This is a genomic window from Microbulbifer maximicatervae (SeqCode) (genome assembly GCF_052467385.1).
The window spans coordinates 4,084,584-4,109,232 of record NZ_CP174311.1 but is presented as its reverse complement, the minus strand read 5'-3'; the positions used below and the strand labels follow the sequence as shown (position 1 = coordinate 4,109,232).

At 48.6% G+C, this 24,649-nt stretch carries 18 protein-coding genes; 11 read left to right on the top strand and 7 right to left on the bottom strand.

The features are described 5' to 3' along the window. Nucleotides 1-30 precede the first annotated feature (30 nt). The 5 genes from ACJJIR_RS17520 to ACJJIR_RS17500 all read left to right on the top strand — a co-directional run bounded on the left by ACJJIR_RS17520 (nt 31) and on the right by ACJJIR_RS17500 (nt 8,630). A complete protein-coding gene (locus ACJJIR_RS17520; protein ID WP_444906311.1) occupies nt 31-1,764 on the top strand; it encodes an SLC13 family permease in 1,734 nt (577 codons plus the stop codon). Between the two features lie 466 nt (nt 1,765-2,230). Continuing rightward, the gene (locus tag ACJJIR_RS17515; RefSeq protein ID WP_444906310.1) at nt 2,231-2,701 is read left to right on the top strand and encodes a glycosyltransferase family protein; all 471 of its coding nucleotides are present in this window, start codon (nt 2,231-2,233) and stop codon (nt 2,699-2,701) included. Beyond that, the gene (locus ACJJIR_RS17510) at nt 2,692-4,737 is read left to right on the top strand and encodes a capsule polysaccharide biogenesis protein (RefSeq protein WP_444906309.1); all 2,046 of its coding nucleotides are present in this window, start codon (nt 2,692-2,694) and stop codon (nt 4,735-4,737) included. Before ACJJIR_RS17515 ends, ACJJIR_RS17510 begins: the two co-directional genes overlap by 10 nt. Nucleotides 4,738-5,418: 681 nt before the next feature. Further along, nucleotides 5,419-6,654, top strand: a complete 1,236-nt coding sequence (locus ACJJIR_RS17505; RefSeq protein WP_444906308.1) for a capsule polysaccharide biogenesis protein — start codon at nt 5,419-5,421, stop codon at nt 6,652-6,654. Between the two features lie 209 nt (nt 6,655-6,863). Beyond that, nucleotides 6,864-8,630 (top strand): DEAD/DEAH box helicase, encoded by a 1,767-nt coding sequence (locus ACJJIR_RS17500; protein WP_282934580.1) that lies wholly within the window; start codon nt 6,864-6,866, stop codon nt 8,628-8,630. A 91-nt stretch (nt 8,631-8,721) separates the two neighbouring features. Here ACJJIR_RS17500 and ACJJIR_RS17495 read toward each other — a convergent pair whose 3' ends face one another. The 3 genes from ACJJIR_RS17495 to ACJJIR_RS17485 all read right to left on the bottom strand — a co-directional run bounded on the left by ACJJIR_RS17495 (nt 8,722) and on the right by ACJJIR_RS17485 (nt 10,698). Beyond that, nucleotides 8,722-9,261 (bottom strand): cytochrome b, encoded by a 540-nt coding sequence (locus ACJJIR_RS17495; RefSeq protein ID WP_444906307.1) that lies wholly within the window; start codon nt 9,259-9,261, stop codon nt 8,722-8,724. 10 nt (nt 9,262-9,271) lie between these two features. Next, nucleotides 9,272-9,499: a hypothetical protein gene (locus ACJJIR_RS17490; RefSeq protein ID WP_444906306.1), complete on the bottom strand. Its 228-nt coding sequence runs from the start codon at nt 9,497-9,499 to the stop codon at nt 9,272-9,274. A gap of 239 nt (nt 9,500-9,738) precedes the next feature. Beyond that, nucleotides 9,739-10,698: a LysR family transcriptional regulator gene (locus ACJJIR_RS17485; protein WP_444906305.1), complete on the bottom strand. Its 960-nt coding sequence runs from the start codon at nt 10,696-10,698 to the stop codon at nt 9,739-9,741. 172 nt (nt 10,699-10,870) lie between these two features. On the opposite strand from ACJJIR_RS17485, the gene metE reads away from it, so the two are divergent. Further along, nucleotides 10,871-13,105 carry a 5-methyltetrahydropteroyltriglutamate--homocysteine S-methyltransferase gene (gene metE / locus ACJJIR_RS17480; protein WP_444906304.1) on the top strand — a complete coding sequence of 745 codons (2,235 nt, stop codon included), beginning with the start codon at nt 10,871-10,873 and terminating at the stop codon, nt 13,103-13,105. Between the two features lie 96 nt (nt 13,106-13,201). On the opposite strand, the gene ACJJIR_RS17475 is transcribed toward metE, so the two are convergent. Beyond that, nucleotides 13,202-15,253, bottom strand: coding sequence for an amidohydrolase family protein (locus ACJJIR_RS17475; protein WP_444906303.1), 2,052 nt, complete (start codon nt 15,251-15,253; stop codon nt 13,202-13,204). Between the two features lie 205 nt (nt 15,254-15,458). Further along, on the bottom strand, nt 15,459-16,760 hold the full coding sequence (gene pepQ / locus ACJJIR_RS17470; RefSeq protein ID WP_444906302.1) for a Xaa-Pro dipeptidase: 1,302 nt from the start codon (nt 16,758-16,760) through the stop codon (nt 15,459-15,461). A gap of 83 nt (nt 16,761-16,843) precedes the next feature. Between pepQ and purU the strand changes: the two genes are divergently transcribed. From purU to ACJJIR_RS17445, 5 genes are all read left to right on the top strand, one after another. After that, complete coding sequence (purU, locus tag ACJJIR_RS17465; protein ID WP_282934112.1) at nt 16,844-17,683, top strand: formyltetrahydrofolate deformylase; 840 nt, start codon at nt 16,844-16,846, stop codon at nt 17,681-17,683. 70 nt (nt 17,684-17,753) lie between these two features. Continuing rightward, complete coding sequence (locus tag ACJJIR_RS17460; RefSeq protein WP_444906301.1) at nt 17,754-18,170, top strand: hypothetical protein; 417 nt, start codon at nt 17,754-17,756, stop codon at nt 18,168-18,170. Between the two features lie 87 nt (nt 18,171-18,257). Further along, the gene (locus tag ACJJIR_RS17455; RefSeq protein ID WP_413664535.1) at nt 18,258-18,989 is read left to right on the top strand and encodes an AraC family transcriptional regulator; all 732 of its coding nucleotides are present in this window, start codon (nt 18,258-18,260) and stop codon (nt 18,987-18,989) included. A gap of 380 nt (nt 18,990-19,369) precedes the next feature. Further along, nucleotides 19,370-22,177 (top strand): TonB-dependent receptor, encoded by a 2,808-nt coding sequence (locus ACJJIR_RS17450; RefSeq protein WP_444906300.1) that lies wholly within the window; start codon nt 19,370-19,372, stop codon nt 22,175-22,177. A gap of 114 nt (nt 22,178-22,291) precedes the next feature. Beyond that, on the top strand, nt 22,292-23,611 hold the full coding sequence (locus ACJJIR_RS17445) for a glycosyl hydrolase family 18 protein (RefSeq protein ID WP_444906299.1): 1,320 nt from the start codon (nt 22,292-22,294) through the stop codon (nt 23,609-23,611). A 201-nt stretch (nt 23,612-23,812) separates the two neighbouring features. On the opposite strand, the gene ACJJIR_RS17440 is transcribed toward ACJJIR_RS17445, so the two are convergent. Continuing rightward, nucleotides 23,813-24,025: a hypothetical protein gene (locus ACJJIR_RS17440; protein WP_282934107.1), complete on the bottom strand. Its 213-nt coding sequence runs from the start codon at nt 24,023-24,025 to the stop codon at nt 23,813-23,815. After that, the gene (locus ACJJIR_RS17435) at nt 24,025-24,489 is read right to left on the bottom strand and encodes a Tse2 family ADP-ribosyltransferase toxin (protein WP_413664538.1); all 465 of its coding nucleotides are present in this window, start codon (nt 24,487-24,489) and stop codon (nt 24,025-24,027) included. Before ACJJIR_RS17435 ends, ACJJIR_RS17440 begins: the two co-directional genes overlap by 1 nt. Nucleotides 24,490-24,649: the final 160 nt, after the last annotated feature.

The following is a 24,649-nucleotide window of genomic DNA, read 5'->3' as shown; positions in this document are numbered from 1 at the left end:
TACCGGTAACCAGAGCGACCTTTCGACCTTATGACTTTCCCCCAATTATTTGTTTCCGGTATCTTCGCCCTGGTTATCGGATGTTTAATTTTTACTCACTTCCGGCCGTCCCTGGTGTTCGCCGCGGCAGCTGGTGCTTGTTTCCTGACAGGATTGGTCCCAGCGGAGTCAGCGTTACAGAAAGGAGCAAACCCGGGTTTAGCCACTTTAGTAGCACTGATGCTCGTGTCCGTGGGATTGGAGAAGGCGCGCTGGTTGCGGTCGATTTCAGAAGGACTGATTAAGGGCTCCTTAAAGGCAAGTTTACTGAGGCTTACCACTGCTACCGCCTTAAGCTCTGCATTTCTTAACAATACGGCAGTGGTGGCGGCCCTATCTTCAAGTGTGAAGGGGCAGCGGCGCTTGCCTGCGGCCAAGTTACTGATTCCGTTATCCTACGCGGCAATTCTCGGTGGTACTCTGACGCTTATTGGTACTTCTACGAACCTGATCGTTAACAGCTTTGTACTCGATCGCGGCCTTCCCGGTTTGGACTTTTTTGCCTTTGTGCCGGTGGGCTTGGCCGCAGCTTTAGTGGGCTTGGTGGTATTGCTTTTGTGCAACCGTCTTCTCCCTGAAGGGGGAGTAACGGAGGAGCCTGTCACTGAGTACCTACTGGAGGCTGAAGTGGTGGCTAACTCTCCATTGGATGGGAAGAGTGTTGAGCAAAACCGTCTACGCCAACTTGAGACCTTTTACTTAATTGAAATTGTTCGCAGAAATCAGGTTATTAGCCCTGTCGGCCCCTCTGAAGTTATCCGTTGCGGGGATAAATTAATTTTTAGTGGCGATGTACGTGATCTTGGCCGCTTGCAGGATATTGAGGGGCTGCGCCTATTTGCGCTGGAAGATGAGGATCTGGACCTGAATCTTACAGAAGTAGTGATTACGCCCAGTTCCAGTATTCTTGGCCAGACCTTAAAAGGGTGTAATTTCCGTACTCGCTTCGATGCGGCAGTGGTTGCCATGCGCCGTGGCGGTGAGCGATTGTCTGGCAAGCTCGGGGAGATTGAGCTTCGTGCTGGGGATGCCCTGCTGTTGGCGGTGGGCCCGGATTTTCGTCATCATCTGAATATTGATAAGAATTTCTATGTGATCAGCGGCACAGAGGTTCGGCGCGATCTCTCTCGACGCAATAACTGGCTTTTGGGGTTGGGTTTTGCTGCCGTTGTAGCTGGTGCGGCACTGGGCATCTTCTCGCTGTTAAAAGGGCTCATCGTTCTCCTTGGTGGAATGATTGGCCTGGGAATTATATCAACTACTGAGTTACAGCGGCGCTTCCCATTTCAGATATGGTTGATTATCACTAGTGCCCTGATTTTGGCTGAGGCTTTCGCGGGTAGTGGTTTGGCAGATTCACTGGCGCTAGGGCTGCGTAGTTTACTAGCGGACTGGGGGCCGTTAGCCGGGCTGGTGGGCGTCTTCTTGTTGACATTGGCGCTGACAGAATTGATGACCAACAACGCCGCAGCTGCATTAGCTTTCCCCCTCGCATGGAGTTTGGCTGAGAGCTTTGGGGTTAGCTGGATGCCCTTTGTAATGGCGGTAGCCTATGGAGCTAGTGCCAGCTTTCTTACCCCATTTGGCTACCAGACCAACCTGATTGTGCAAAACTTGGGAGGATATCATTTACGCGACTTCCTCAGAGCTGGACTGCCCCTGACTATTGCTTATTCGATAACAGTTTTGATTTTGATTCCAATCGTGTTTCCGCTAGAGGGGTAGTAGTTTGGCACTTGACTCGATTCCCACAGAAAGCTGTTTAGTCATTGAAGAGGGTGCAAATCCATCAACAGATTATTTTATTCGGCCATATTTGTATGAGAGGGGAATCAACTTCCGGTGTATAACTTGGTCCAGCTCCCCAATTGAACAGGATATCAATGGAAAATCCTTAATCTTTGTTCGCTACATCCCTCGGAGCTGGAAGTCATTTATTGATAAAAACAGAGGTCAGTTTCAGAGAATCTACCTATTTATCGACGATGATTTATTTGATTGGTATGCCTTTTCCAGCATGCCACTTCGATATCAAGCAAAAATATTACGGCTTAGTTGGTCTAAGCAGAGGTGGCTGAGATCTGTCGGCGCACAACTATTGGTATCGGCCCCCTACCTCGCGGAAAAGTATCAAAGTTGGTCTCCAGAGTTACTGCAGCCTGCTCCCTTGAGATGTGAGCAGGAGCAGCCTTTGACTGTGTTTTATCATGGCTCTGCGTCACACCTTGAGGATGTTCTATGGTTGCGGCCGGTGATAGAGGAAGTCCTCAACCGCAGTCCAATTCTCAATTTTGAGATAATTGGAGATCAGCGTGTCAATCGACTCTTTCGAGGAATGCCGCGGGTGCAGATACTGCACCCGATGAAGTGGCCTACCTACGTGTCGATGCTTCGAGGGAGAGGGCGATCAATTGGTTTGGCACCCTTGCTTGATTTGCCGTTTAATCGCGCCAGGTCGCATACAAAATTTTTTGATATTACCCAGGCTGGTGCCGCAGGTATCTTTGCTCAAGGGGACATATATGGTTCCGTAGTGCGGCATGGGGAAAATGGTCTGTTGCTGCCAATGGAACCCTCAGCTTGGGTTGAGGGAATATTGGGTCTTGCCAACGATCATAGCCTTCGGGATGCACTTTCTCTTGAGGCAAGGAAATGCCTGTAATTGGACACTGCTCACTCGGGCTTCGGCGTTTATCTAACCTTGATAACTTCCTGGAAGCTGAATGTCGCTATGTAGCTCTCAAGCCGGATAGATCAATTTCCATGATGGCTGGCTGGGGGTTAAAAAAAAGCGCCCTTAAAGCACAGCGCCTTGCCACTCATTTGAGTTTGCCTTATATCGCTATAGAAGATGGGTTTTTACGTTCACTCGGCCTTGGCGTAAATGGCGCTGAACCTCATAGTTTGGTTGTTGACTCGACAGGTATTTATTACGACGCCTCCCGGCCAAGTGACCTGGAAATATTAATCAGTGAGGCTGATTTCTCGCCGGATGAACTTGTTCGTGCAGAGAAAGGCTTAAAGCTTATACGAGAGAGCCGACTGTCGAAATATAACCAATCGACTGATATATCACTGGAAATGTTGCCTGGGCAAAAGACCATTTTAGTGGTCGATCAAACATTTGGGGATATCTCCGTTAAAGGTGGATTGGCTTCTGAGCAGCATTTCTCTCAAATGCTTGAGTCCGCAATTAATGAAAATCCTGATGCTGAAATTCTTGTAAAGATTCATCCCGATGTTATCGCAGGGAAAAAGCGTGGCTATCTAAAGAAACTGGCTGAACTGAGGGGTTGTAGGATTATCTCTGAGGATATCTCCCCCTGGTCAATCCTGGATCGAGTCGAAAAGGTTTATGTGGTCAGCAGCCAGCTAGGTTTTGAGGCGCTGGTTGCCGGTAAGGAGGTCCATTGCTTTGGAATGCCTTTTTTTGCGGGGTGGGGTTTAACTCGAGATAGGCAAAACTGTGGTCGCCGCAGTGTGAAGCGAACGTTGCTTCAGGTTTTTTGTGCTGCGTACCTAAAATACTCCCGGTATATTAATCCGTATACTGGCAATCGATGTAACTTTGAAGACACTGTGGCATTAATTGCTGAACAACGCAGGCAATGGAGCCGCTTCGATGGCGACTGGATCGGAGTAGGATTTTCTCACTGGAAAAGGAGTTTTATTCCAGGTTTTATCGGTGGAAAGGGAAGGATTAAATTTTCTTCTGCAAAGGTAGCGGATGCAAGGGCAGGAACCAATATTCTGGTATGGGCAAGTCGGATTACAGATGGTTTGCTTGATGAGGCTAAGAAATCTGATTTAAATGTCTGGAGGGTTGAAGATGGCTTTTTGCGTTCCGTTGGTTTGGGTGCCGACCTGGTCGTTCCGAATTCACTGGTTCTAGATAGTCGTGGTATTTACTTTGACGCCAGGCAGCCCAGCGATTTGGAGATGCTGTTAAATACCTGTAGTTTTCCTGATCCTCTTCTAGATAGAGCTAGAAAGTTACGAGACAAATTGATCGATAAAGGGATTAGCAAATACAACGTTGTAGAAGATAAACCTACAGTTGGTTTTGATTTTTCCTATGGTAAAAAAATTATTTTAGTTCCCGGGCAGGTTGAAAGCGATGCCTCGATAGCTAATGGCTCCCCAGCAATAAAAAGTAACTTGGCGCTTCTTGAGCGCGTCAGGCTCAATAACCCTGATGCTCATATTATTTATAAACCACACCCTGACGTAGTTTGTGGTGCTCGCCTAGGTGCTTTGCAGGAGAGTTCTGACTCCCTTTATGACACTTTGCTTGAACAGGGTGATATAGTTTCTGCTATTAAAGTCGCTGATGAAATTCACACCATGAGCTCCCTGAGTGGTTTTGAGGCATTACTGAGAGGCAAGCAGGTGGTCACTTATGGGTTACCCTTTTATGCTGGCTGGGGGCTCACAAGGGATACGCTTGTCGAAAATAGAGAAATCCCCACGGGTGAGTTAAGGGATTTTTTATCGAGAAGGCAGCGCAATTTAACTTTAAATCAGATGATTGCCGCTACTTTGTTGTTATACCCTGTCTATGTAGATCCCAAAACGGCTGAATTTATCAATGCAGAAACTACTATTGAGCTAATTGAGGGGGCACGGTCTTTGGGAAATAAAAAAGGAGTTTTTTTTAAACTCTTCTCCTTGTATCGAAGAATATTTATGAGATATTGAAAGCTGTACCCGAAATCCAGTATAAGGTTTTCTATTCAATTTCTTTTGATATATTGCTTTAAACTTTTAGACCTCGGGGAATATAGTTTCAAACTTCTACGTTGCTAACTTTTATATTTCGCCCTTCTGCGTTAAGTATTCGGGAACTGGTTTCCAAGGCTTTCCGGCTGCAAGCCATTCTTACTCTATTACGCTCGATTACACTTCGGTGATTATAGTACCAATTGTACTGACACCTATTTTTTCCTGGTATAAGATGTGGGATTAAATGGAGCTGGAATTTATTCGGGTTACTACAGGGCTAACCTCTTCTCATGTGTCGCCAGATGTTAATTTTTTGGCGGGCTGAGTGGTTGTACTTTTAGATAAATTGACTTTATGGTTTGTACCAAATACAAATTGTGTGTCGGAATTTTTAGACTATACAGTTTGATTGATGGGAAGATCCTTGAAGTAAGAAACCATAGTAGGGCAGTTTTTGCTGCCAAATTTACAGAAGTTTCTGCCCTGTTAGTAGCGACTCTAATATCCAAGTTCTATGTTGTTAGATGGTTCGCATAGATGTAAAAAGCAGTTCAATATAATAACTGTGAAGTTTGCCTAATTTCACAGTCATTTCTTTTTTATTCATCGCCTCGTATCAACGTATCCAGTGACCTTAGCTCAAGGAAAAGCCAATACATGTCTGTGGCAGTATTTTTACAAGGACCTCATGGCCCATTCTTTGCCCAATTGGCAAGGCGCTTGTCACAGAGCGGAGTCATTACTCATAAGATCAACTTTAATGGCGGGGATCGCTACTTTGCTTGGGCTGATTTTCAGGTGGATTTCACCGGGGGAGAAAGTGATTGGAGTGCCTTCTTCTCAGATTATCTATCTAAAAATAATGTAGATACTGTTATTTGCTATGGGGACTGCCGCCGCCTGCATACCATTGCAAAATCCATCTGCGAGTCCAAGGGGATCGCTTTTGGTGTATTTGAAGAGGGATATTTGCGCCCGGATTTTATCACTCTTGAATTTGGCGGGGTTAACGCTCATTCGCGTACGGACTGGTCTCGAGAAGCAATTAATAGTTATCTAGCCAGAGAGCGAAAGCCGGTTAAATCTGTTGGGCAAACTTTTTTTAGGCGAGCGCGTTTTGCAATGGCCTATTATCTTGCGATGCGGGTTTCCCAATCGGAATTTCCCCACTATCGGCACCACCGAAGTCTCAGCTGGCTAGGTGAAGGTGTTTGCTGGATCAGGAGTTTCTATCGAAAAGGCCTGTATAAACTGATGGAGCGGGGACTTACGGCCCGTTTGACGGGTGAACTCAGCGGCCGGTACTTTCTTTTTCCACTTCAAACCCGCGATGATTTTCAACTGCGAAAGCACTCTGATTTGGTTTCTATCGAAAATGCGATAGAGGTAGTGTTGCAGTCGTTTGCACAAAATGCTCCAAAGGGTTCGATGATGGTAATAAAGCACCACCCGATGGATCGTGGGTTTTGTCACTATCAAAAGCTGATACGAGAGCTGGAAACTCGTTACCAGATTACCGGCAGGGTTATCTACTGTCATGACCTGCACCTGCCGACTTTGCTCGATCACACCCTAGGGGTTGTAACAATCAACAGTACAGTGGGCATATCTGCACTCTTCCACGAGGTGCCAACTCAAGTACTTGGAAGATCACTGTATGACTTACCGGGGCTGACTCATCAAGGGGGGCTCTCCAGCTTTTGGAGTCAACCCGACCCGGTAGACCCGGAGTTCTTCCAGCGATTTCGGGCTTATCTCTATGACAAGACTCAAGTGGATGGCAGCTTCTCCCGCCATATTGCCGCTACAATCGATGGAGTTTGCAGGCGCTTGACGGAGGCCCGTGCAACGGAGCGAAGGCGGCAGCCTGAAACTGAGGTGGATCTGGTCTAAGGAGCGCTGTACTCTTTTTACTTCTAGATCAATGACGCTTTTCTTTTTATCTACCCAATATTGATATCCTATCTGTCGGCGGAGATACATGCTAATCAACTTGCCTAAAAAACAGGCTGATCTGGATCGTCTAACCTGTTAGACTGCGCGGCCTTTTACCCACCGCTCCGGTCCCGCGATAGGGACTTTGGCTTCAAGTGAATTCCGAAATGACCGATACCCCTAAAGCGGCCGGCTTCGACCAGTTGGGTCTGCCGTCTGAAATTCTCAGCGCCATCGAAAAGCTCGGCTATGAGACTCCCTCCCCGATCCAGGCACAAACTATTCCGTCCCTGCTGGAGGGGCGGGATGTGCTAGGCCAGGCCCAGACCGGCACTGGCAAGACCGCAGCTTTTGCGCTGCCGCTACTCTCCCAGCTGGACCTGAAGGATCGTCGCCCTCAGGCACTGGTGCTGGCACCGACCCGCGAACTGGCTATTCAGGTGGCTGAAGCCTGCCAGTCTTACGCATCCAAGTTGAAAGGTTTCCACGTTGCACCTATCTACGGTGGCGCTGACTACCGCGGCCAGATACAGCAGTTGAAGCGTGGCGTTCAGTTGGTGGTAGGTACTCCCGGACGGGTGATGGACCATATGCGTCGCGGTTCCCTGGATCTGTCCAATCTGCGCACCCTGGTGCTGGATGAAGCGGATGAAATGCTGCGCATGGGCTTTATCGATGATGTGCAGTGGGTATTGGAGCAGATTCCTGAAGAGCGCCAGATTGCGCTGTTCTCCGCCACTATGCCAAAAGAGATTGCCCGCATCGCCCGCGAGCATCTGGATGAGCCGGTTGAAGTAAAAATCCGTGTTAAGACAGAGACTGCGGAAACCATTCGCCAGCGCTATTGGCCGGTTGGCGGCCTGCACAAACTGGATGCACTGACCCGTATTCTTGAAGCGGAGCCGGTGGACGCTACGATTATCTTCGTGCGCACCAAAAACAGCACCGTGGAACTGGCAGATAAGCTGGCCGCCAGAGGGTTCGCCAGTGCCGCCCTGAACGGTGATATGGCGCAGAACCTGCGTGAAGCCGTGATCGACAAGCTGAAAAACGGCAAGCTCGATATTGTTGTAGCCACCGATGTTGCGGCTCGTGGACTGGACGTAAAGCGTATCAGCCACGTGATTAACTACGATATCCCCTACGATACCGAAGCTTATATTCACCGTATCGGTCGTACCGGCCGCGCTGGTCGCGAAGGCGATGCGATCCTGTTTGTGGCGCCCCGCGAGCGCCGAATGTTGCGTGTCATCGAGAAAGCGACCAAGAAGCCGATCGAAAAACTGGATTTGCCCAGCGCAGATGCAGTTAACAGCGCCCGTATGCAGCGCTTCCGCGAGCGCATTACCGCGACCCTGGAAGGCCAAACTGATCTGGCGCCCTATCGCCAGCTGGTTGAGGAATTCCTGGCGCAGAATGAAGTTGACCCTCTGGATGTTGCTGCCGCGCTGGCTGCAATGGCCCAGGGTGACCAGCCCCTGCTGATTCAAGAGAAAGAGCAGAGGCCGCGCAAAGAGCGTCGCGAGCGCGATGATGACTTTGACGGTGGTCGCCGCCGCAAGAAGGAAAGCTTCGAGAAAGATCGCAAGCTGCCGCCGCCCGATGAGGGGCTGGAGCGCTTCCGTATCGAGATCGGCCGCGAGCAGGGCGTGCGCCCCGGCAGCATTGTTGGCGCTATTGCCAATGAGGTGGATCTGGACAGCTCCTATATCGGCCGTATCGAAATCTACAACGATTTCACCACGGTAGATCTGCCCCAGGGAATGCCGAAAGAAGTGTTCCAACACCTGAAGAAGGTGCGTGTTTCCGGTAAACCGATGAAAATCACCCGCTTCGATGAAGCGGCGGTGAAATCGAAAGGGAAGCCCAAGGGTAAGCCTAAGTTCAAGCCCAAAGGTAAGCCCAAAGCCAAGCGCGGCAATAACGACGAGTAAGTCGTACCTGTTTAGCAGGTTTATTCCGGGAGAGCGCAGGCCTGCGCTCTCCCATTCAGTTTCCTTTCTTCTATTTCTTCCCTGACTTGAATTAGCGCTGTGGCAGCATACGGGTGAGTGTGTTATCGCGGGCAATAAAGTGGTGCCACAGGGCGGCGGCGATATGGAGTCCAACCAGTACGAGCAGGGCGGGCCACATTACATCTTTGTGCAGGAAAGCGATTTGCTTGCCCAGATCCGGGTTTTTGGCGAACAGGTTGGGAACGGCAAACAGGCCAAAAAACTCGGTATCGCGCCCAAACAGTTGGCGCATCACGATGCCTGATACCGGCATAGCCAGAATCAACAGGTAGAGTCCACCATGGGTCAGGCTGGACAGCGCCTTCTGCCACTTCTTGCCTTCAATCTGTGGGCGCTTGTGACGTGCACGCCAGTAGAGGCGAAGGGCCAGAAGCATCAGGACACCGACTCCCAGGGAGAAGTGCAGCTGCATAAACCAGCCGCGCATGGGGTCGCCGCGCTCGTAAAACTCATGCAGTTCAATCGCTCCCCACACAGAGAGCAGCAGGATTACAAAAAGCCAGTGCAGTCCTTTACTCACTGAGTTCCAACGTTCAACCGGGTTTGACATAGAGGGTCTCCTACAAAGTCCAGGCATTTGGCCGGGTACAGGCCAATGCCGTATATAAGGAGCCTCTGAATAACTCCGTAATGCCTCTGCGGGTCTTGAAGGCCGCAGGTGTTAGACGCAGCTCAGTGCGAATGGTCACAGTCCTTTGCGGACGCTGCCATGCAGCAGATGCGGCCTTCAAGACCCGCCCTTCGGGGCTTGCAGAGCGATTCACACTCTGCGTTGCGACTTCTTGCAAGGTCTGGACATTCCTGCGAAGCCGCGTCTTGAGTGTGAACCGCTCTGTAAGCCAGAGGTATCACGGAGTTATTCAGAGGCTCCATCGTTATTTGTGTAATTTTACCGGCCTCTCCGGCCAGACCAAACCATTGATTTGTTTGATCTGAAAATATTCAGTTTGTTTGATAATTGTGCTGAGGTTGAGTGAGTCATTATTTCCGCAAAGGCTTAAGCCGCCCAGTTAACTTTTGTAAGTGGTTAGGCAGGTTCTGCCACACTGGGGCTGGTTTTGGCCGCTCTCACACCTTGCAGATTGGTATAGCTGGTATCCCGTGCGGTTTTGAGGAAGTCTGTGAGATAAGGTTGCTCGAGCATATCTTCCCGCACTGCCGCGTAGAGAGTGCTCCAAAGGCCCTCTTTACCCAGCTGGAGTTGGGAAACAAACCCCTTTTGCAGGTACTCGTGCAGCGCCCAATTGGGCAGGGCGCAAACCCCTCGGCCGCTGGCTACTAACTGAACCATCATCACGGTCAGTTCTGCGGTTCGAACTTCTGCAGGTTCAATTCCAGCGGGGTCGAGGAAGTGCTGGAAGATATCCAGCCGCTCTCGTTCAACCGGGTAGGTAATCTGGACTTCACCAGCTAACTCCTGCGGTTCTACCCAGCGCCGCTTGCTCTCCTGCGCCAGTGGGTGTTTGCGGCTTATGGCAAGGCACATTTCAAAGCTGAACAGCGGCTCGTAGTGCAGGCCTTTGAGGTCCGGGTCCGGGTTGGAGGTGACAACCAGGTCCAGATCGCCGCGCACCAGTGCGGGCAGGGGAGCGAAGTGGAAGCCGCTGCACAGGTCCAGTTCCACTTCTGGCCAGCCGTCCCGATAGGTATTCAGTGCGGGCATCAGCCACTGGTAGCAGCTGTGGCACTCGATAGCGATATTGAGCCTGCCCGCTTGCCCAGATGCCAGGCGGGACAGGTCCCGCTGCGCTATAGCTACCTGGGGCAGTATGTCGTCGCCCAACTGCAGCAGTCTCAGACCGGCACTGGTAAATCGCAGAGGCCGGGATTTGCGTATGAACAGTTCTTGGCCGAGCCGGTCCTCCATTTCGCGAAATAAGTGCGAAAGAGCCGACTGGGTCAAGTGAAGGCGTTCCGCTGCGCGTACCAGGCTGCCTGTCTCACGCAAAACACTCAGCGCACGCAAATGGCGCAATTCAATCATCATTAAAATTATTCATGTTATTTGCAAAAAATATGAAATTGATTGAACAGCACTGTGCGCACACAATCAAGTCAGGACTCTCGCTAATGCGACCGTTACCGAGATCGCAGATGCGGGGTATTTTTCAATGGGGCAACTTTGTTCCCCTCACAGGAAAGAGCTTGGGAAGGCGGCCATGGTGCAAACACATATCCTCGGCTATCCGCGTATCGGAGCCAATCGCGAACTAAAGAAAGCGCAAGAAGCCTATTGGCGCGGTGATATGCCCCAGCAGCAATTGCTGCAAGTGGGCACAGAGATCCGCCGTGGTAACTGGCAGGCCCAAAGTGAGGCCGGCTTGAGCCGTGTAGCTGTGGGGGATTTTGCCTGGTACGACCAGGTTCTGAATCACTCCCTGATGTTTGGTGTGGTCGGCCAGCGTTTTGCAGAGGGGGCGGCAGACAACAAGCTGGACCAGTATTTCCGCTTGGCCCGTGGTCGCGCTCCATTGGGACAGCCGGTAGCGGCCAGTGCCATGACCAAGTGGTTTGATACCAATTATCACTATCTGGTGCCTGAGCTCTGTAATGATCAGGCCTTCTCCCTGGATAGTGAGTGGTTACTTGACGAGGTGCGAGAAGCCCAATCCCTGGGCTACAAAGCCAAGCCGGTGGTTATCGGACCACTCACTTACCTGTGGCTGGGGCGGGGTGTGGATAGCCCTCTGGATTTAGTGCCACAACTCCTGCCTTGCTATGCCGAGTTGCTGTCTCAGCTCGCTGACCTCGGGGTTGATTGGGTGCAGTTGGATGAACCCATACTAGGCCTGGATCTGCCGAATGAATGGCGTGGAGCTTTTGATAGCACCTACCAGCAGATTGCGGCAGTAGCTCCGGGGGTGAATACACTGCTGGCTACCTATTTCTCACCTTTGCGCGAGAATTTGGAGCTGGCATTTTCCCTCCCGGTGTCTGGGGTACATATTGACTGTGTACGCGCACCTGAAGAACTTGAAGCTGCGGTCCAGTTGGCAGGTAAGAACAAGGTTTTGTCTGCGGGTGTGATTAATGGGCGCAATGTGTGGCGAGCAGACCTCAACCGCTGGCAGGGCACTTTGCAGCCTTTGGCGAAACAGTTGGGAGATCGCCTGTGGCTATCAGCCAGTTGCTCCCTGCTCCATAGCCCTGTGGATCTGGAAACAGAGATCAAGCTGCCCAGTGAGCAAAAACAGAAGCTTGCTTACAGCCGCCAGAAACTTCAGGAGTTGGCTCAATTACAGCAGCTGCTCAATGAGGACACAGAGATCCCTGTCTCAGGCGGAGAGAGTGGTGTAGCCGAGGGCTCCATTGCTGATCAATTACGGGATACCTGGCGTCAACAGTGCTTTCAGGATCGCTCTTTAGTACAGGCCAAGCGTTGGAAATTACCACTGCTGCCCACCACCACAATAGGCTCATTCCCACAGACGGATCTTTTGCGCGGTGTGCGCCGCAAGTACCGCAATAGCGAAATTTCTGAAGCGGATTATTTAGAACATCTACGCGCTGAAATTGCCGAAGCTATCCGTCGTCAGGAAATACTCGGTCTGGATGTACTGGTGCATGGTGAGGCAGAGCGCAACGATATGGCGGAATATTTCGGGGAGCAACTGGATGGTTTTGTACACACCGGTAATGGCTGGGTGCAAAGTTATGGCTCTCGCTGTGTGAAACCCCCGATTATTTTTGGTGATATCTCTCGGCCTAACGCTATGACAGTAGAGTGGAGCAGCTATGCCCAGAGCCTTACTAATAAGCCGGTAAAAGGTATGCTTACCGGCCCGGTGACAATTCTCAACTGGTCCTTCCCGAGGGAAGATATTCACCGCAGTGAGAGCTGTCTGCAAATTGCCAAGGCATTGCGGGAAGAAGTGTTGGATCTTGAGGCGGCCGGTATCGGGATCATCCAGATTGATGAACCGGCTTTGCGTGAGGGAGTTCCCCTTCGAGAGTCTGAGCACCAGGATTATCTTGCCTGGGCCGTGGGTTGTTTCCGCTACACCTGTAGTGAAGTAAAAGCGGAAACCCAGATCCACACCCATATGTGTTACAGCAATTTCAATGCAATTATGGATGCCATCGTTTCCCTTGATGCGGATGTAATTACTATTGAATCTGCTCGCTCCGACTTGCGCCTACTCAGCGCGTTTGCCGACAAGGCCGGTGGTTACCCCAATGAAATTGGACCTGGCATTTACGATATTCACTCGCCCAATGTGCCGGAAAGGGGGGAGTTGATAGAGCGACTTAAGAGAATTGCACAGGTGGTGCCGGTTGAGAGACTTTGGGTAAATCCGGACTGTGGCCTTAAAACCCGCAACTGGGCTGAGGTCGGGTCATCCTTGCTGAATATGGTAGAGGCTGCGCGCACTGTGCGCACAGAACTGGCCTAGCCAATTTATAAATAAAAAAACCGGCAATCATTTGGATTGCCGGTTTTTCTTTTCAGTTTTTCCCGCTACTGTTTTTTCCGCTTCTGTTTTTTTTGCTTACTCGGACTTGGTGGCTACTGTAGTAGTGTTATTTAATTCAAATGGCACTGAAGGGTGGAAAGGTTTAATACCCAAGGCAGTGTAAAGCTCATCCGGGCGATACATATTTTGTCCCTCGAGCACCAGTGCAGTGCGACGTAACGCAGTGATATCCTCAAGGGGATTTCCCTCCAGTAAAACCAGGTCTGCATTTTTACCCACCGCAATACTGCCAGTGTACTCGTCGGCCCCCATAACTTGTGCCGGTACCAGTGTGGCCGTGCGCAGCACATCAATATTGGGAATACCGGCTTTGGCATAGAGCTCCAGTTCACGTAACAGGGTGAATCCGGGGATGCCATCGGAGCCCGCGACCATAGTGACCTTGTGTTCGTGTAGTTTGAGCATCATGGCCAGCAGGGCTTCCGCTGAAAGGTCGTAATCATCCCGGTGTTCCGGCTTCACATCCAGTTCGGCGCCAACAAAAGCGCGCTGGATATTGACTGGAAGGTGGTCGGTAATATCGGCAAATTCAGGATCTACTTTGCCCGGCTGGCGCAGTAACATCGAACTGAATACGGTGGTGGTTGCGTCTACGACAGTGCCTTTCTTGGCTAGCTTATCCAGGAAAGTAGCCACTTCTTTGCTATCCAGATCCAGCTCGTGGGCGTGCTCTCCGATTTCTGTAAAGCGCAGTCTTTTACGGGTATCTATCTTGCCCATAAAATTCAGGAACAGCATATTGATATGCTGAATTTCATCAAAGCCCGCGTCCACTGCTTCTTCGGCGGTCATAAATGCAGGAATATGACCGGACAAACGCATACCATTTTCGTGGATATGCTTGGCTAAGGGAGCGATCCACTCGGGCTCCATCGAGCTGTAGGTTTTAATTTGCTGATAGCCGTGATCGGCATACCACTCGACAATATCCTTGGCTTCTTCCAGGCTGTCCGCAGTCTTGCCCATTCGCATGGCATTTTCGCTTTCCCGGTCCATAAAGCCCGCGCGGAAAAGGTCGCCGCCAATGATTTGCTCTGACTCAAACATCCCTTCAATTCGCATGATACTTTCATGGGTATTACCGATGTCGCGAACATTGACAATGCCAGCGGCCATATTCAGAACACCATCGGTAGGGGATAAGTGGGCGTGCATATCCCAGAGGCCGGGGATCAGCGTATGGTTACGGGCATCAATGGTGGTTGCCCCGTTGGCTTTGATCGGTTTTTTACTGATTTTTGCGATCTTTCCATCTTTGATCAGCACATGGTGCTTTCTCTGCAGTTTGCCAGATTCAACATCAACCAGGTTGACGTTGCTGATCAGGATGGGTTGGGTTGATGTGTGGGTATGTTTCTTGGCAATACCTTGCAGGTACTGGTCTGCGGCTGCGACTTGCCGGGTTTTCAGTTCTTCGAGGTGAGATATATCCCAGCCTTTGCGCAGGATGGCGAACCATCCCCCTTCGTCGGAGGCAAATAAATCCCCATTGTCATCATACCAGGCGAGATCTGGGGTAAAGCCCAGGCCGCTTACGCCGTAAAGGTGGACCGTTTTCTTCTTCTCGCCTTGTTGCAGGGTCACTTTATCAAGCTTATGGAGACGTGCTTTTCCTTGCGGCAGTAAATCAATATTTTGATCTGCATCGGCAATCAGTGCTTTTACCAATTGCGTCTGTACGGCAAGGGTACTGTTCTTGGGAATATAAAATTGGGCTTCGGAAGTTTTTGCACTGCCATGTTCATCGGAACCTTTCCAGCGAGCGACACCATTTTCCAGGGAAAATTCTTCGCTGACTGGAGCACCAAATGGGCTGATCCCTTCAATGGATAATTGCTCGGGCATTGCCGCCTCACCGATAGTGAAGCTCTCCTTGAGGTTTAGGCGACGGTTATTCCAGCCGAGCTTTAATTCACCAGATACCTTTGTTCCATCCTGATGAATAACTTCAGAGCCAGCAATGCCCTCTTTATCGTAAAAAATATACTCGATTGATTTTGCATAAGCGCTATTGGCTGCGGCTAGAACTGTGGCTGCGATAAGCGTTGCCAGTGTTTTTTTTCTCATGAATTGTCCCTTTTCTTGTTGTAATACCGGTGATGGACTTTGGCTTCTTTTCGGTGAGGGGGCAAGCAGCTTAGGGGCGCAAGCGGCGAGAGGAAAAGCGGGAGCGGTAGGGCGTTCTTTAATGTTTTAACTTTCGGAGTAAGGTAAAGGTATTGCGAGAGCGCTTACTTGTAAGCACTCTCACAATATTGCGTTACTCTATGAACTAAGGGGTGCGAGAAAGGTTTTCGTTGCCGGTTGCGTGTACGACAATATTGTCTTCAATACGGACGCCGCCGTAGGGGCGGAAGCTGTCGACCTTATCCCAGTTAACCTCGGCAGCGAGGTCTGAGTCTTTTAGCTCTCCCAATAGGCTATCGATAAAGTAGAGTCCAGGTTCGATGGTAAATACCTGGTTCTCCTCGATAGTTCGGCTGGTACGCAGGAATGGGTACTTGGCCGGTGGGGGTGTCGTGCCTCCATCGGGGCCGGTCTGGTGACCGCCGACATCGTGTACCTGGAGGCCGAGGAAGTGACCCAGGCCGTGTGGCAGGAAGGGGCGAGTTAAGCCGGATTCCACGGCATTCTCGGCAGAGGTTTTGATAATGCCAAATTGGAGCAACAGCTCGCCTACGTTTAAGTGGCACTGGCGATGTAGTTCTGGGTAAGGCAGGCCAGGTTTGAGGTCGTCTACCAGCTGCAACTGCTTTTCATCCATGGCCGTTACCAGCTCTGCGAACTCATTATCGGCACAGGCGTAGGTGCGAGTGATATCAGAGCAGTAGCCATTGCAGTCAGCGCCCGCATCGATCAGGAAGCTTTTCAGCTGCGGCTTAGGCAGGCGCTCAGTAGACAAGTGAGTGTAGTGCAGGATTGCGGCGTGTTCATTCAGGGCAACAATATTGCCGTAGGGCATACGGTTCTCACCCTGGCCTGCAGCGCCCAGGTAGGCCTGATTGATTTCAAATTCACTGGCGCCACTGCGGAAAGCCTGTTCGGCGGCGCGGTGCCCATTGACCGCAATACGGTTCGCCTCACGCAGGCAGGCGACCTCATAAGGCGTTTTATAAGCGCGGGCCCAGTGCAAGCGGTTGATCAGAAGCTCTGGATTTTCCTCCCCCAGTGACCAGCCTTGCAGCTTGTCGCTCTCACCGATAAAAGCGGTATTCTCCGAGCTCAGGAACGCCTGGGCATCGGCCGGCTTGCTCAGTAGCTCGATATCGTAGAAATCGCTCCAGAAGGTCTGGGGTGCCGGCGGTACATAGTGCCAAAAGTCTACTGGGCGGTAGAACAAAAGCTTTGGCTTTTGTCCGCGCTGATAGATAACCCAGCTGTGGGGGTTGTCGGTAATGGGAACCAGTGCCTTAAAGTGGGGATTCACCTTAAACGGGTAATAGTTATCGTCCAGGAACTGCACCCTGGGAGCGCCACTGAATACGTTGAGGGTATCAAACCCGCTCTGCTCGAGGATTTCGTCGTAGCGGCGGTACAGGGTGGCCATATGATCGGCGTAAAGGTTTTTATCCATGTTCTCCCCGGAATGGATCGCTGAATCGTAAAGTCGGCATAGTGTATAGTCTGGACTCTGGATATTTGGCCTGAAATTTGACCATGGAAAAGAAGATACTGCTGACCGACTGCCCCGATGATAAGGGTCTGATCGCAAAGATTACCAATATTTGCTACAAGCACCAGCTGAACATCATCAAAAATGATGAGTTCGTGGACCGGGTTGAGGGGCGCTTCTTTATGCGCACTGCCCTGGAGGGTATCTTTAACGATGCCACCTTCCTGGAAGATCTGGATATGACACTGCCCCAGGGCGCAGAGCGTCGCTTGGTATCCATAGAGCGGAAGAAACGCCTGGTGCTGATGGTTACCCGCGAGCCCCACTGCCTGGGGGATATCCTGATGAAGTGCTATTCCGGCGCTATGGATGTGGAGATCGCGGCTGTTATCGGCAATCACCCGGATCTGGAGGGGCTGGTACAGAAGTTTGATATTCCTTTCCACTGTATTTCTGCAGAGGGGATGGAGCGCGGAGCTCACGAGCAGCAAGTGGCCACCTTAGTGGATGAGTACAACCCGGATTATCTGGTGTTGGCCAAGTATATGCGCGTGCTGACCCCTGATTTTGTTGCTCGCTATAGTGGACGCATTATCAACATCCACCATTCTTTCCTGCCCGCATTTATCGGAGCCAAGCCCTATCAGCAGGCCTACGAGCGTGGAGTAAAAATTATTGGAGCCACAGCGCACTTTGTTACCGATGATCTGGATGAAGGGCCGATCATTGAACAGGATGTAATACATGTGGATCATGCCTATTCTGCAGAAACCATGGCGGATGCAGGTAGGGATGTCGAAAAATTGGTTTTGACTCGAGCGCTGCAACTAGTTTTGCAGGAGCGAGTGTTTATACACGGAAATAAAACAGTGGTATTTAAATAGAAACGCAGTAAACAATACTAACTTTGCGCTCGATGTAGTAAAGCAGGTTAGTGTTTAGAGAGGATTTTGAGTGAATAATAAAAATATTAGCAGTTTTCAGGCCCGCTTATTTATTGCCGCTGGCCTAGCGTTACCTATTTTTCTCAGTGCCTGTTCCAGTAACAAGCCGATTCCCGGAATGAAAGAGTCGTTTGTAACTAAGATTGCTCAAAACGGAGCTAAGCGTTTTACATTTACTCTTGAGAAGGATCGGCAGGATCTTCCTCCCCCAGTTTCAAACCAGCCTAGTTCTCAACGTCGAATGCAGCGGGATACTATCGGTTTGGGAGGCCGTTCAAGTGACCGAGTAGAGCGTTATTTAGATTGGGCTCTCGAGCAAAAGATGTTGGAAACCGGTTTCTGTGAGCGTGGCTATTTTGAAATTGAGCGGGTTATTTCTGCAGATGGGGGTGAGGTGCGGGGAGAGTGCCGAGAAGGCGCTTTTTAGTGTCTTTTCTGCTTGCTAGACCTGTGCAGTAATTCAAGCCGATGTAAAAAGACAGGGGCTCTTTACCAGCTATTGCAGATAATAATAATGAAGTCTGAATCAATATTGGAAATGGTGTCTACCCAGCAGATTATTGCGGTTTTTGATTTAATATCAGATATTATTTTTTGGGTGAAAGATGATTCTGGTTACGTAGTACATTGTAACCGAGAGTTTATTGAGCATGTGGGATGCAGGTCCCTTAATCAGGTTGTGGGCCGCTCTGATATGGATTTTTCCCCCTCTTATCTCGCAAAAAACTATATGCGTGATGACCAAAGAGTGATGGAGGGTGAAACGATTACAGATCGACTGGAGTTAAATATAGGGAAAAGTGGAGAGTTGGTTTGGTTTACGACATCCAAGCGCCCACTAAAGAATTCCACTGGAAAAATTATTGGTACCTATGGCGTAGCTCGCGACCTTAATGAAACGGTCAAAACGCTCTCCAGAATGGATAAGCTGAAAAAGCCTGTTGAATATATTAAAAATAATTACAGTCAGCCGATTACTGTCGAACAGCTAGCAGAGGTAGCCAGTTTGTCTGTTAGCGCCCTTGAGAGGCGATTTAAAAAGTATTTGGAGAAAACTCCAATGCAGTTTGTCAGAGAGGTTAGGTTAGAGAACTCCCGTCGTATGCTGGTGGACACTCAGCGGCCAATTTCTGAAATCGCATACCGTGTCGGATTTCCATCTCACAGTTACTTCAGTAGACATTTCAAGACCATGTTTGGGCAGCTTCCCGCTATTTATAGAGAAGAAGTTCAGTCTCAACTTTGAATGCGATAGGCCATTCCTGAACTACTTAGAGATGGATAATCAATAGAAGTTTTTTGTTGAAATGGTTTGGTGCTGGCTTTCTTCTCTTTAAAAATAGTTTATCTATTTGTTGAATATCCTGTAAATCCATAATCGAATTTTGGCCTTTCATACCTTCTAATACCTTTCCCTTAGTGTCCTCCAAAATTCCAAACGCCGATTTTGTTCTATTCCTGTCTCAGTTTCTATTACCCCCTTATCCCGTTTTTTTCTTAGGGTTTTAGTGCTCAACAAGTGGACTGTCATTACGGGGTTTAGGGTCCCCTGACGGTTTCTCGCCCCTCTCCAATTTGGAGAGGAGCTCTTTTAAAAAACTTATAAGAAAAGAAAGTTGGGATACTATGAAAACAGTCAAGAATAATAGACGAACCACGGTCAAAATCTGGAGCCGGGAGATTAAGCAGAAATCGCTAGTCTCCGCTATTTCATTAGCCATTAGTAGCGTGGCGATTGCTGATGATATCTCTGAGAAAGACAAACCGATGGATCATATTGAGGTAATCGGAATTCTTGAGAGTAATACCAGAAACCTGGAAATTAAGCGGGATTCTAATGCTATTGTAGACGCGATAACCGCCGAGGATGTGGGCAAGTTCCCGGATAAGAATGTTGCAGACTCTCTTCAGCGCGTGCCAGGGATCACAATTACACGCAGTGGTGGAGAGGGTAGTCGAGTCAGTATTCGTGGTACCAGTGCCGAGTGGACCTTGACTCAGTTAAATGGAAACTACATTGCAACCTCAGATGGAGAAGCGCCATCTCGAAGCTTTAATTACACTTTGCTGCCATCCAACATGATTAGCAAAGTAGAAGTTTACAAAAGCCCGGAAGCTAGAATTGATGAAGGAGGAATTGGCGGAACGGTTATTCTACACAGTCGTAAGCCTCTGGAAATGGATTCTGGTGAGGGTGTTATAACTACTGAAACCACTTACTCAGATACTAATGAGCAGTGGGAACCTCAATATAGTGCTTTTTACTCCTGGAAAAATGAGAGTGAAACCTTTGGTATCCTGGCTGGCTATACCAAGCAGGACAGAACCGTAACCTCAATTGAAAACTACGCGAGCCATTGGCGATTCCATTCAGATACAGTTGAAGGTGCTGAGCGTCCGGCAATTGTTGACCAGGAAACTGGTGAAGTTTACAACAATGTTTGGGCGCCCAGAGCTATGGGTATTGGTAATCATGAGCAGGATAGGGCTAGGGATGGTTATCAAATTACCACTCAATGGCGGCCTACTGAGCGTTTGGAATTTTCTCTGAACTATTTCGGTTCCCAGTTGGGATACGATACCCGTAGTCAGAATCTCACCTTAGCTGAATGGAATGATAACCATAACCCTTACTTTGGCGTTGAGCTGGAAGGGGATACCGTGGTCACCTATGGCAACGGTGATAACGGCTTGCTAAATGCTGATAACTGGGGCGATGCTGATGTCAATGGTGGTGTTGAGGTAGAGCGAGGTTTAATGTCTCCGCAATTGACCGGGCAGGATAGCTACGGTGAATCAGAATCTCATACATTCGACCTCGAAATTCTGTATGAAGGTGATTCTTACACAGCAGCAGTGAATATTGGGCGCAGCTCTGCAAAAGGAGGTGTCTCCGAAAGAATCATGGCAAATATGGATGCACGTTATGGTTCCGTAAATAGTTGGCTGTGGTCTATTGCCGACGGGGAACCTAGCTACGAAATCTCTACAGATCTCACCTCGGATCAGGAGGCCTATCCATATTATGACTGGTTTAGTTCTGACGCTACCCAAAATCGGGATAGGGAAGATTATTATCAGCTTGACCTGGGATTTGATACCTATTGGGGAATAGTTAACAAAATCTATGTCGGTACTAAATATCGGGATCATGAAGCCAAGTCCCTAAGAGATACTTTCCTGTGGGATGACGGTATTTCGGATAACGGTGGTTATCGTGGGTGGTTGTCGGGTACCGAATGGTTCCACAACCCGGATTTTCATCCAGACACTTCAATCTTACTTGGCGGCAGCGTAATCGATAATAGCGCAGGCGATACCGGGGCTATTAACTATCTGCCTTTTGATATAGATGCGCTTAAAGCCTACGTTAGTGATAATTTTACCCGGACTGTAGTTCCTGTCTTATCCGGTACCTATACCATCGAGGAAAAAATATTTTCACTTTACGCACAGGCAGACTTTGAATGGGAAGCCTTCCGGGGTAACTTTGGTGTCCGCTATGTTAATACCGACTTAACTACCTCGACGTACGATGACATCATTGGTCAAGAGACAGATATCACCAATGCAAATAACCGAAGTGCTGACAGTGAAAACTTCCTACCAAGTTTGAATATTGCCTGGGATCTAACTGATGACCTTGTAATACGATTTGCTGCAGCAAAAACCATGTCTCGAGTTAGTTATGCTGATTTGGGGCAGGCTGAGTCTTATGGCCCCCCTGTAAATATTAACTCGCCGGATTCTTGGACCGGCCGTGGGACTGGCACTTCAGCAAATACTGGGCTAGAAGCGATGCTCTCCAATCAATTCGACCTGGGAATTGAATGGTATTACTTTGATGCTTCCGCACTTGGGGCAACATTATTTAGTAAGGATATCAGCAACCTTCCTATAACCACAACTGAAGTTGTATTACGTGAGCACAATTGCTGCAATGGACCCATTGAAGTCGACATGACCACAAAAACGGGTGGTGCTGAGGCAACTTCAAGAGGCGTTGAGCTGTTTGCACAACACGCGTTCGAAAGTGGTTTTGGTGTAATGGCAAATTATACCTACACCGACACCAGTACTTCAGGGGTGTTTGTTAATGGTGAAGAAACTGAGGCAGAAATTCCTGGAACGGCTAAGCACCAGTACAATCTTTCCGGTTATTATGAAAATGATTTGTACAGTGTGCGAGCATCTTATAACTGGAAAGATGATCGAGCTGGGGGGCTTCACCAAGGGTATAATTTATACGATAAAGCTTATGGGCAGCTTGATCTTAATGCCAGCTTTACCTTCAATGAAAACCTCAATTTCACGGCATCTATCATTAATTTAACGGAGGAAAAGGCAGAGGGGTTCTGGAAGCAGGAAAACAGAATGACTTATTATAATTACTCTGGGCGCCGACTATATATTGGTGCAAGCTATAAATTCTAATACCTCGTTGATCGTAGTGTTGGGTGTAGAGTGTAAGCTCTACACCATTTTTTTTGACTATCGATATTAGATTATAGAATTCACATAACTACATAATAAAAAATGAGCATAAATATGAAACAATCGACACGTAGAGCAATGCAGGCTGCTTGTACCACCATTTTATTTCAGACTGGTGCATACGCAGATATTGAAGTGGTCAATTCGGATGACTGTCCCTCGGACACTACAACAGTAAGCTATTCTGAAGCGCTTAATTATCCTAATGAATTTTGTGATCTTCTCAGTAATGGTGATTTGGTTGGTTTATCAGACGGGTCCTCAATAGAACATCTGGGAAATAATTGCCAATTGACGAGTAATGAAAGTCGCCAATTATCCATGACATTGTGTAAATCCGAACCTTCAGCGCCTCATGTTGTTAGTGGAAGCAGCTGTGCATCTGATGCAAGCCCGGTCACCTATCTTGAGGCTCAAATCTATAAGGATGAGCTGTGTTCCGTCCTGGGGGACTGGGAAATTGCAAATCTTGCCGATAATGCCTCCATGGATGGCAGCGGGTATGGGTGTGGTTCACGTAAGAATGAAATCCGTGAGCTGGGCTCAACTCTGTGTAAATCTGATACTCCTCAGGAAAGTGTGTCAGCGCCTAAAGTTGCTTACGTAGAAGTTAATAGTAATAACCTGGGCAATGCAGGCTGCTTTACAGAGAGCGATGGCAGCCAGTTGTTTGATATAGCTGTGATCTTCGCGGCAAATATTAATTACGATGGTCAGAAAGCTGTACTGCATTTTAATGACCAAGTGTCAGACTTGCTCAATAACAATTTGAGTACAGTACAAGGCTTGCAAGACAAGGGTACGAAAGTGGTGCTCAGTGTTCTCGGAAATCACCAAAATGCAGGTTGGTCTTGTTTTACCGATGAGCAATCCGCTGATGACTTTGCTCAGCAGTTGAAAGATGCAGTGGATCAATATGGTCTGGATGGTATTGATATTGATGATGAGTACTCACAGTGCAGCCAAACCTATTCTGATTCCCTGGTAAAAGTGACTAGTGCATTGCGAGAGAAAATGCCGAGTAAAATCATTTCCAAAGCACTCTGGAGTGATACCGATGCTTTTCAGGCTGAATGGAATGGCAAGAAACTGGGCGATCAACTAACCTATGGCTGGGAGATGAGCTATTGGTTGGGCTCAAGTTGTACTTCAAGAATCCAGAAATATATCAACCTGGGTGTTGATAAGTCTAAGCTGGGTGTTGGCGCTTCTACTGTGTTGAATAGTGCTTCTGCAGCGAGCGCTTTAGCATCATGTAATGAGAATAATAACCTTGGTGGCGGCACTATGATATTTAATGTGACTAAAGATTCTAGCAGTTACCTTTCTACAATATGGCCAGGTACTTCAGCGGTTCCTAGTTGCCTTAAGTAGTTAAAAATTCCCCGTGGAATCTTGTGTGACTTGCTGAAGCGGGGATGTGCTAAAGCTAACTAATCAGTACAGGCAGGAATGTCTGTATTATTACTGTTTTTATGGGGATATCCTATACAGCTATGGGCGATAAGTGGTGTGGATATATTTGTTTAGCTTAATATGCTTCAGGGTGGTTTGAAGCCACCCAGAAGAAAAGCTTTATAATAGTTTTTCTAAGGGTATACCTGTTTCCTTTTCAATCACTTTATATTCCTCTTTAAGAAACTCTAGGAACTGTGTTAGCTGTAAGTGATGCTCCTCATAGTCTGTCTTGTCGCCTATGGTCTCACTTCTTAAAAGGCTTTCTTGATACAAAACGGCATCTCTAACAGCAGAAATTAGTAGTGGTGCCCAGGTATTAGGTACTTCCATTATATAGCTTCCTTAATTAAGGATTTTTCTAGTATTTTTAACTTACTCTTAAATTGATTCAGAGGCATGTCGTATGCTGGGGCTATCGTATAGTGTGTTGCCTCAAATCTGGTGTTATATTCATCTTTTACAATTGCAATACCTTCTGGCAAAACTGTCCCTGTAGGAATTTTGTAGTACTCCCAGTTTTTGCCTTTTGGTAATCCTGGTTTATCAAAAGTGCTGAGTCCCCTGGGGCGATCCTTTATGCAAACCCACTCTGTCCCATCGCGGTATTCTATGGTGATATCTGCTGGTCTAGGACGTCCGTTAGACAGAATGAAACCTTTTTCTATAAAGTCGAAGACACCTTGGTCTGATTTTTTGTTCAGAGCTCTCCATAGATCTATGGGTGTTTGACCGTCAGAGTAAGAGTCTGCTTTTCCCTTCGCAATTAATATTTCTTTTAAGACTTTAATGGTCACTTTCACCTCCGATGTTGAAAGCTTGGGGCGATTAGAAAGTTTGGCTGAATTTTTGCCAAAACGTTCTAATACCGTTTCTTTGTTGTTAGGCGCCGCTTATGTGAGGATTTTTAACTAAGTTAACGCAGAATAATATTGTTGAAAGGTGATGGTTGCAAAT

Coding starts and splice junctions, on each gene's coding strand:
- ACJJIR_RS17520 (WP_444906311.1), top strand. CDS start 31: ATGACTTTCCCCCAATTATTTGTTTCCGGTATCTTCGCCCTGGTTATC.
- ACJJIR_RS17510 (WP_444906309.1), top strand. CDS start 2,692: ATGCCTGTAATTGGACACTGCTCACTCGGGCTTCGGCGTTTATCTAAC.
- ACJJIR_RS17505 (WP_444906308.1), top strand. CDS start 5,419: ATGTCTGTGGCAGTATTTTTACAAGGACCTCATGGCCCATTCTTTGCC.
- ACJJIR_RS17500 (WP_282934580.1), top strand. CDS start 6,864: ATGACCGATACCCCTAAAGCGGCCGGCTTCGACCAGTTGGGTCTGCCG.
- ACJJIR_RS17495 (WP_444906307.1), bottom strand. CDS start 9,261: ATGTCAAACCCGGTTGAACGTTGGAACTCAGTGAGTAAAGGACTGCAC.
- ACJJIR_RS17485 (WP_444906305.1), bottom strand. CDS start 10,698: ATGATGATTGAATTGCGCCATTTGCGTGCGCTGAGTGTTTTGCGTGAG.
- metE (WP_444906304.1), top strand. CDS start 10,871: ATGGTGCAAACACATATCCTCGGCTATCCGCGTATCGGAGCCAATCGC.
- ACJJIR_RS17475 (WP_444906303.1), bottom strand. CDS start 15,253: ATGAGAAAAAAAACACTGGCAACGCTTATCGCAGCCACAGTTCTAGCC.
- pepQ (WP_444906302.1), bottom strand. CDS start 16,760: ATGGATAAAAACCTTTACGCCGATCATATGGCCACCCTGTACCGCCGC.
- purU (WP_282934112.1), top strand. CDS start 16,844: ATGGAAAAGAAGATACTGCTGACCGACTGCCCCGATGATAAGGGTCTG.
- ACJJIR_RS17455 (WP_413664535.1), top strand. CDS start 18,258: ATGAAGTCTGAATCAATATTGGAAATGGTGTCTACCCAGCAGATTATT.
- ACJJIR_RS17450 (WP_444906300.1), top strand. CDS start 19,370: ATGAAAACAGTCAAGAATAATAGACGAACCACGGTCAAAATCTGGAGC.
- ACJJIR_RS17445 (WP_444906299.1), top strand. CDS start 22,292: ATGAAACAATCGACACGTAGAGCAATGCAGGCTGCTTGTACCACCATT.
- ACJJIR_RS17440 (WP_282934107.1), bottom strand. CDS start 24,025: ATGGAAGTACCTAATACCTGGGCACCACTACTAATTTCTGCTGTTAGA.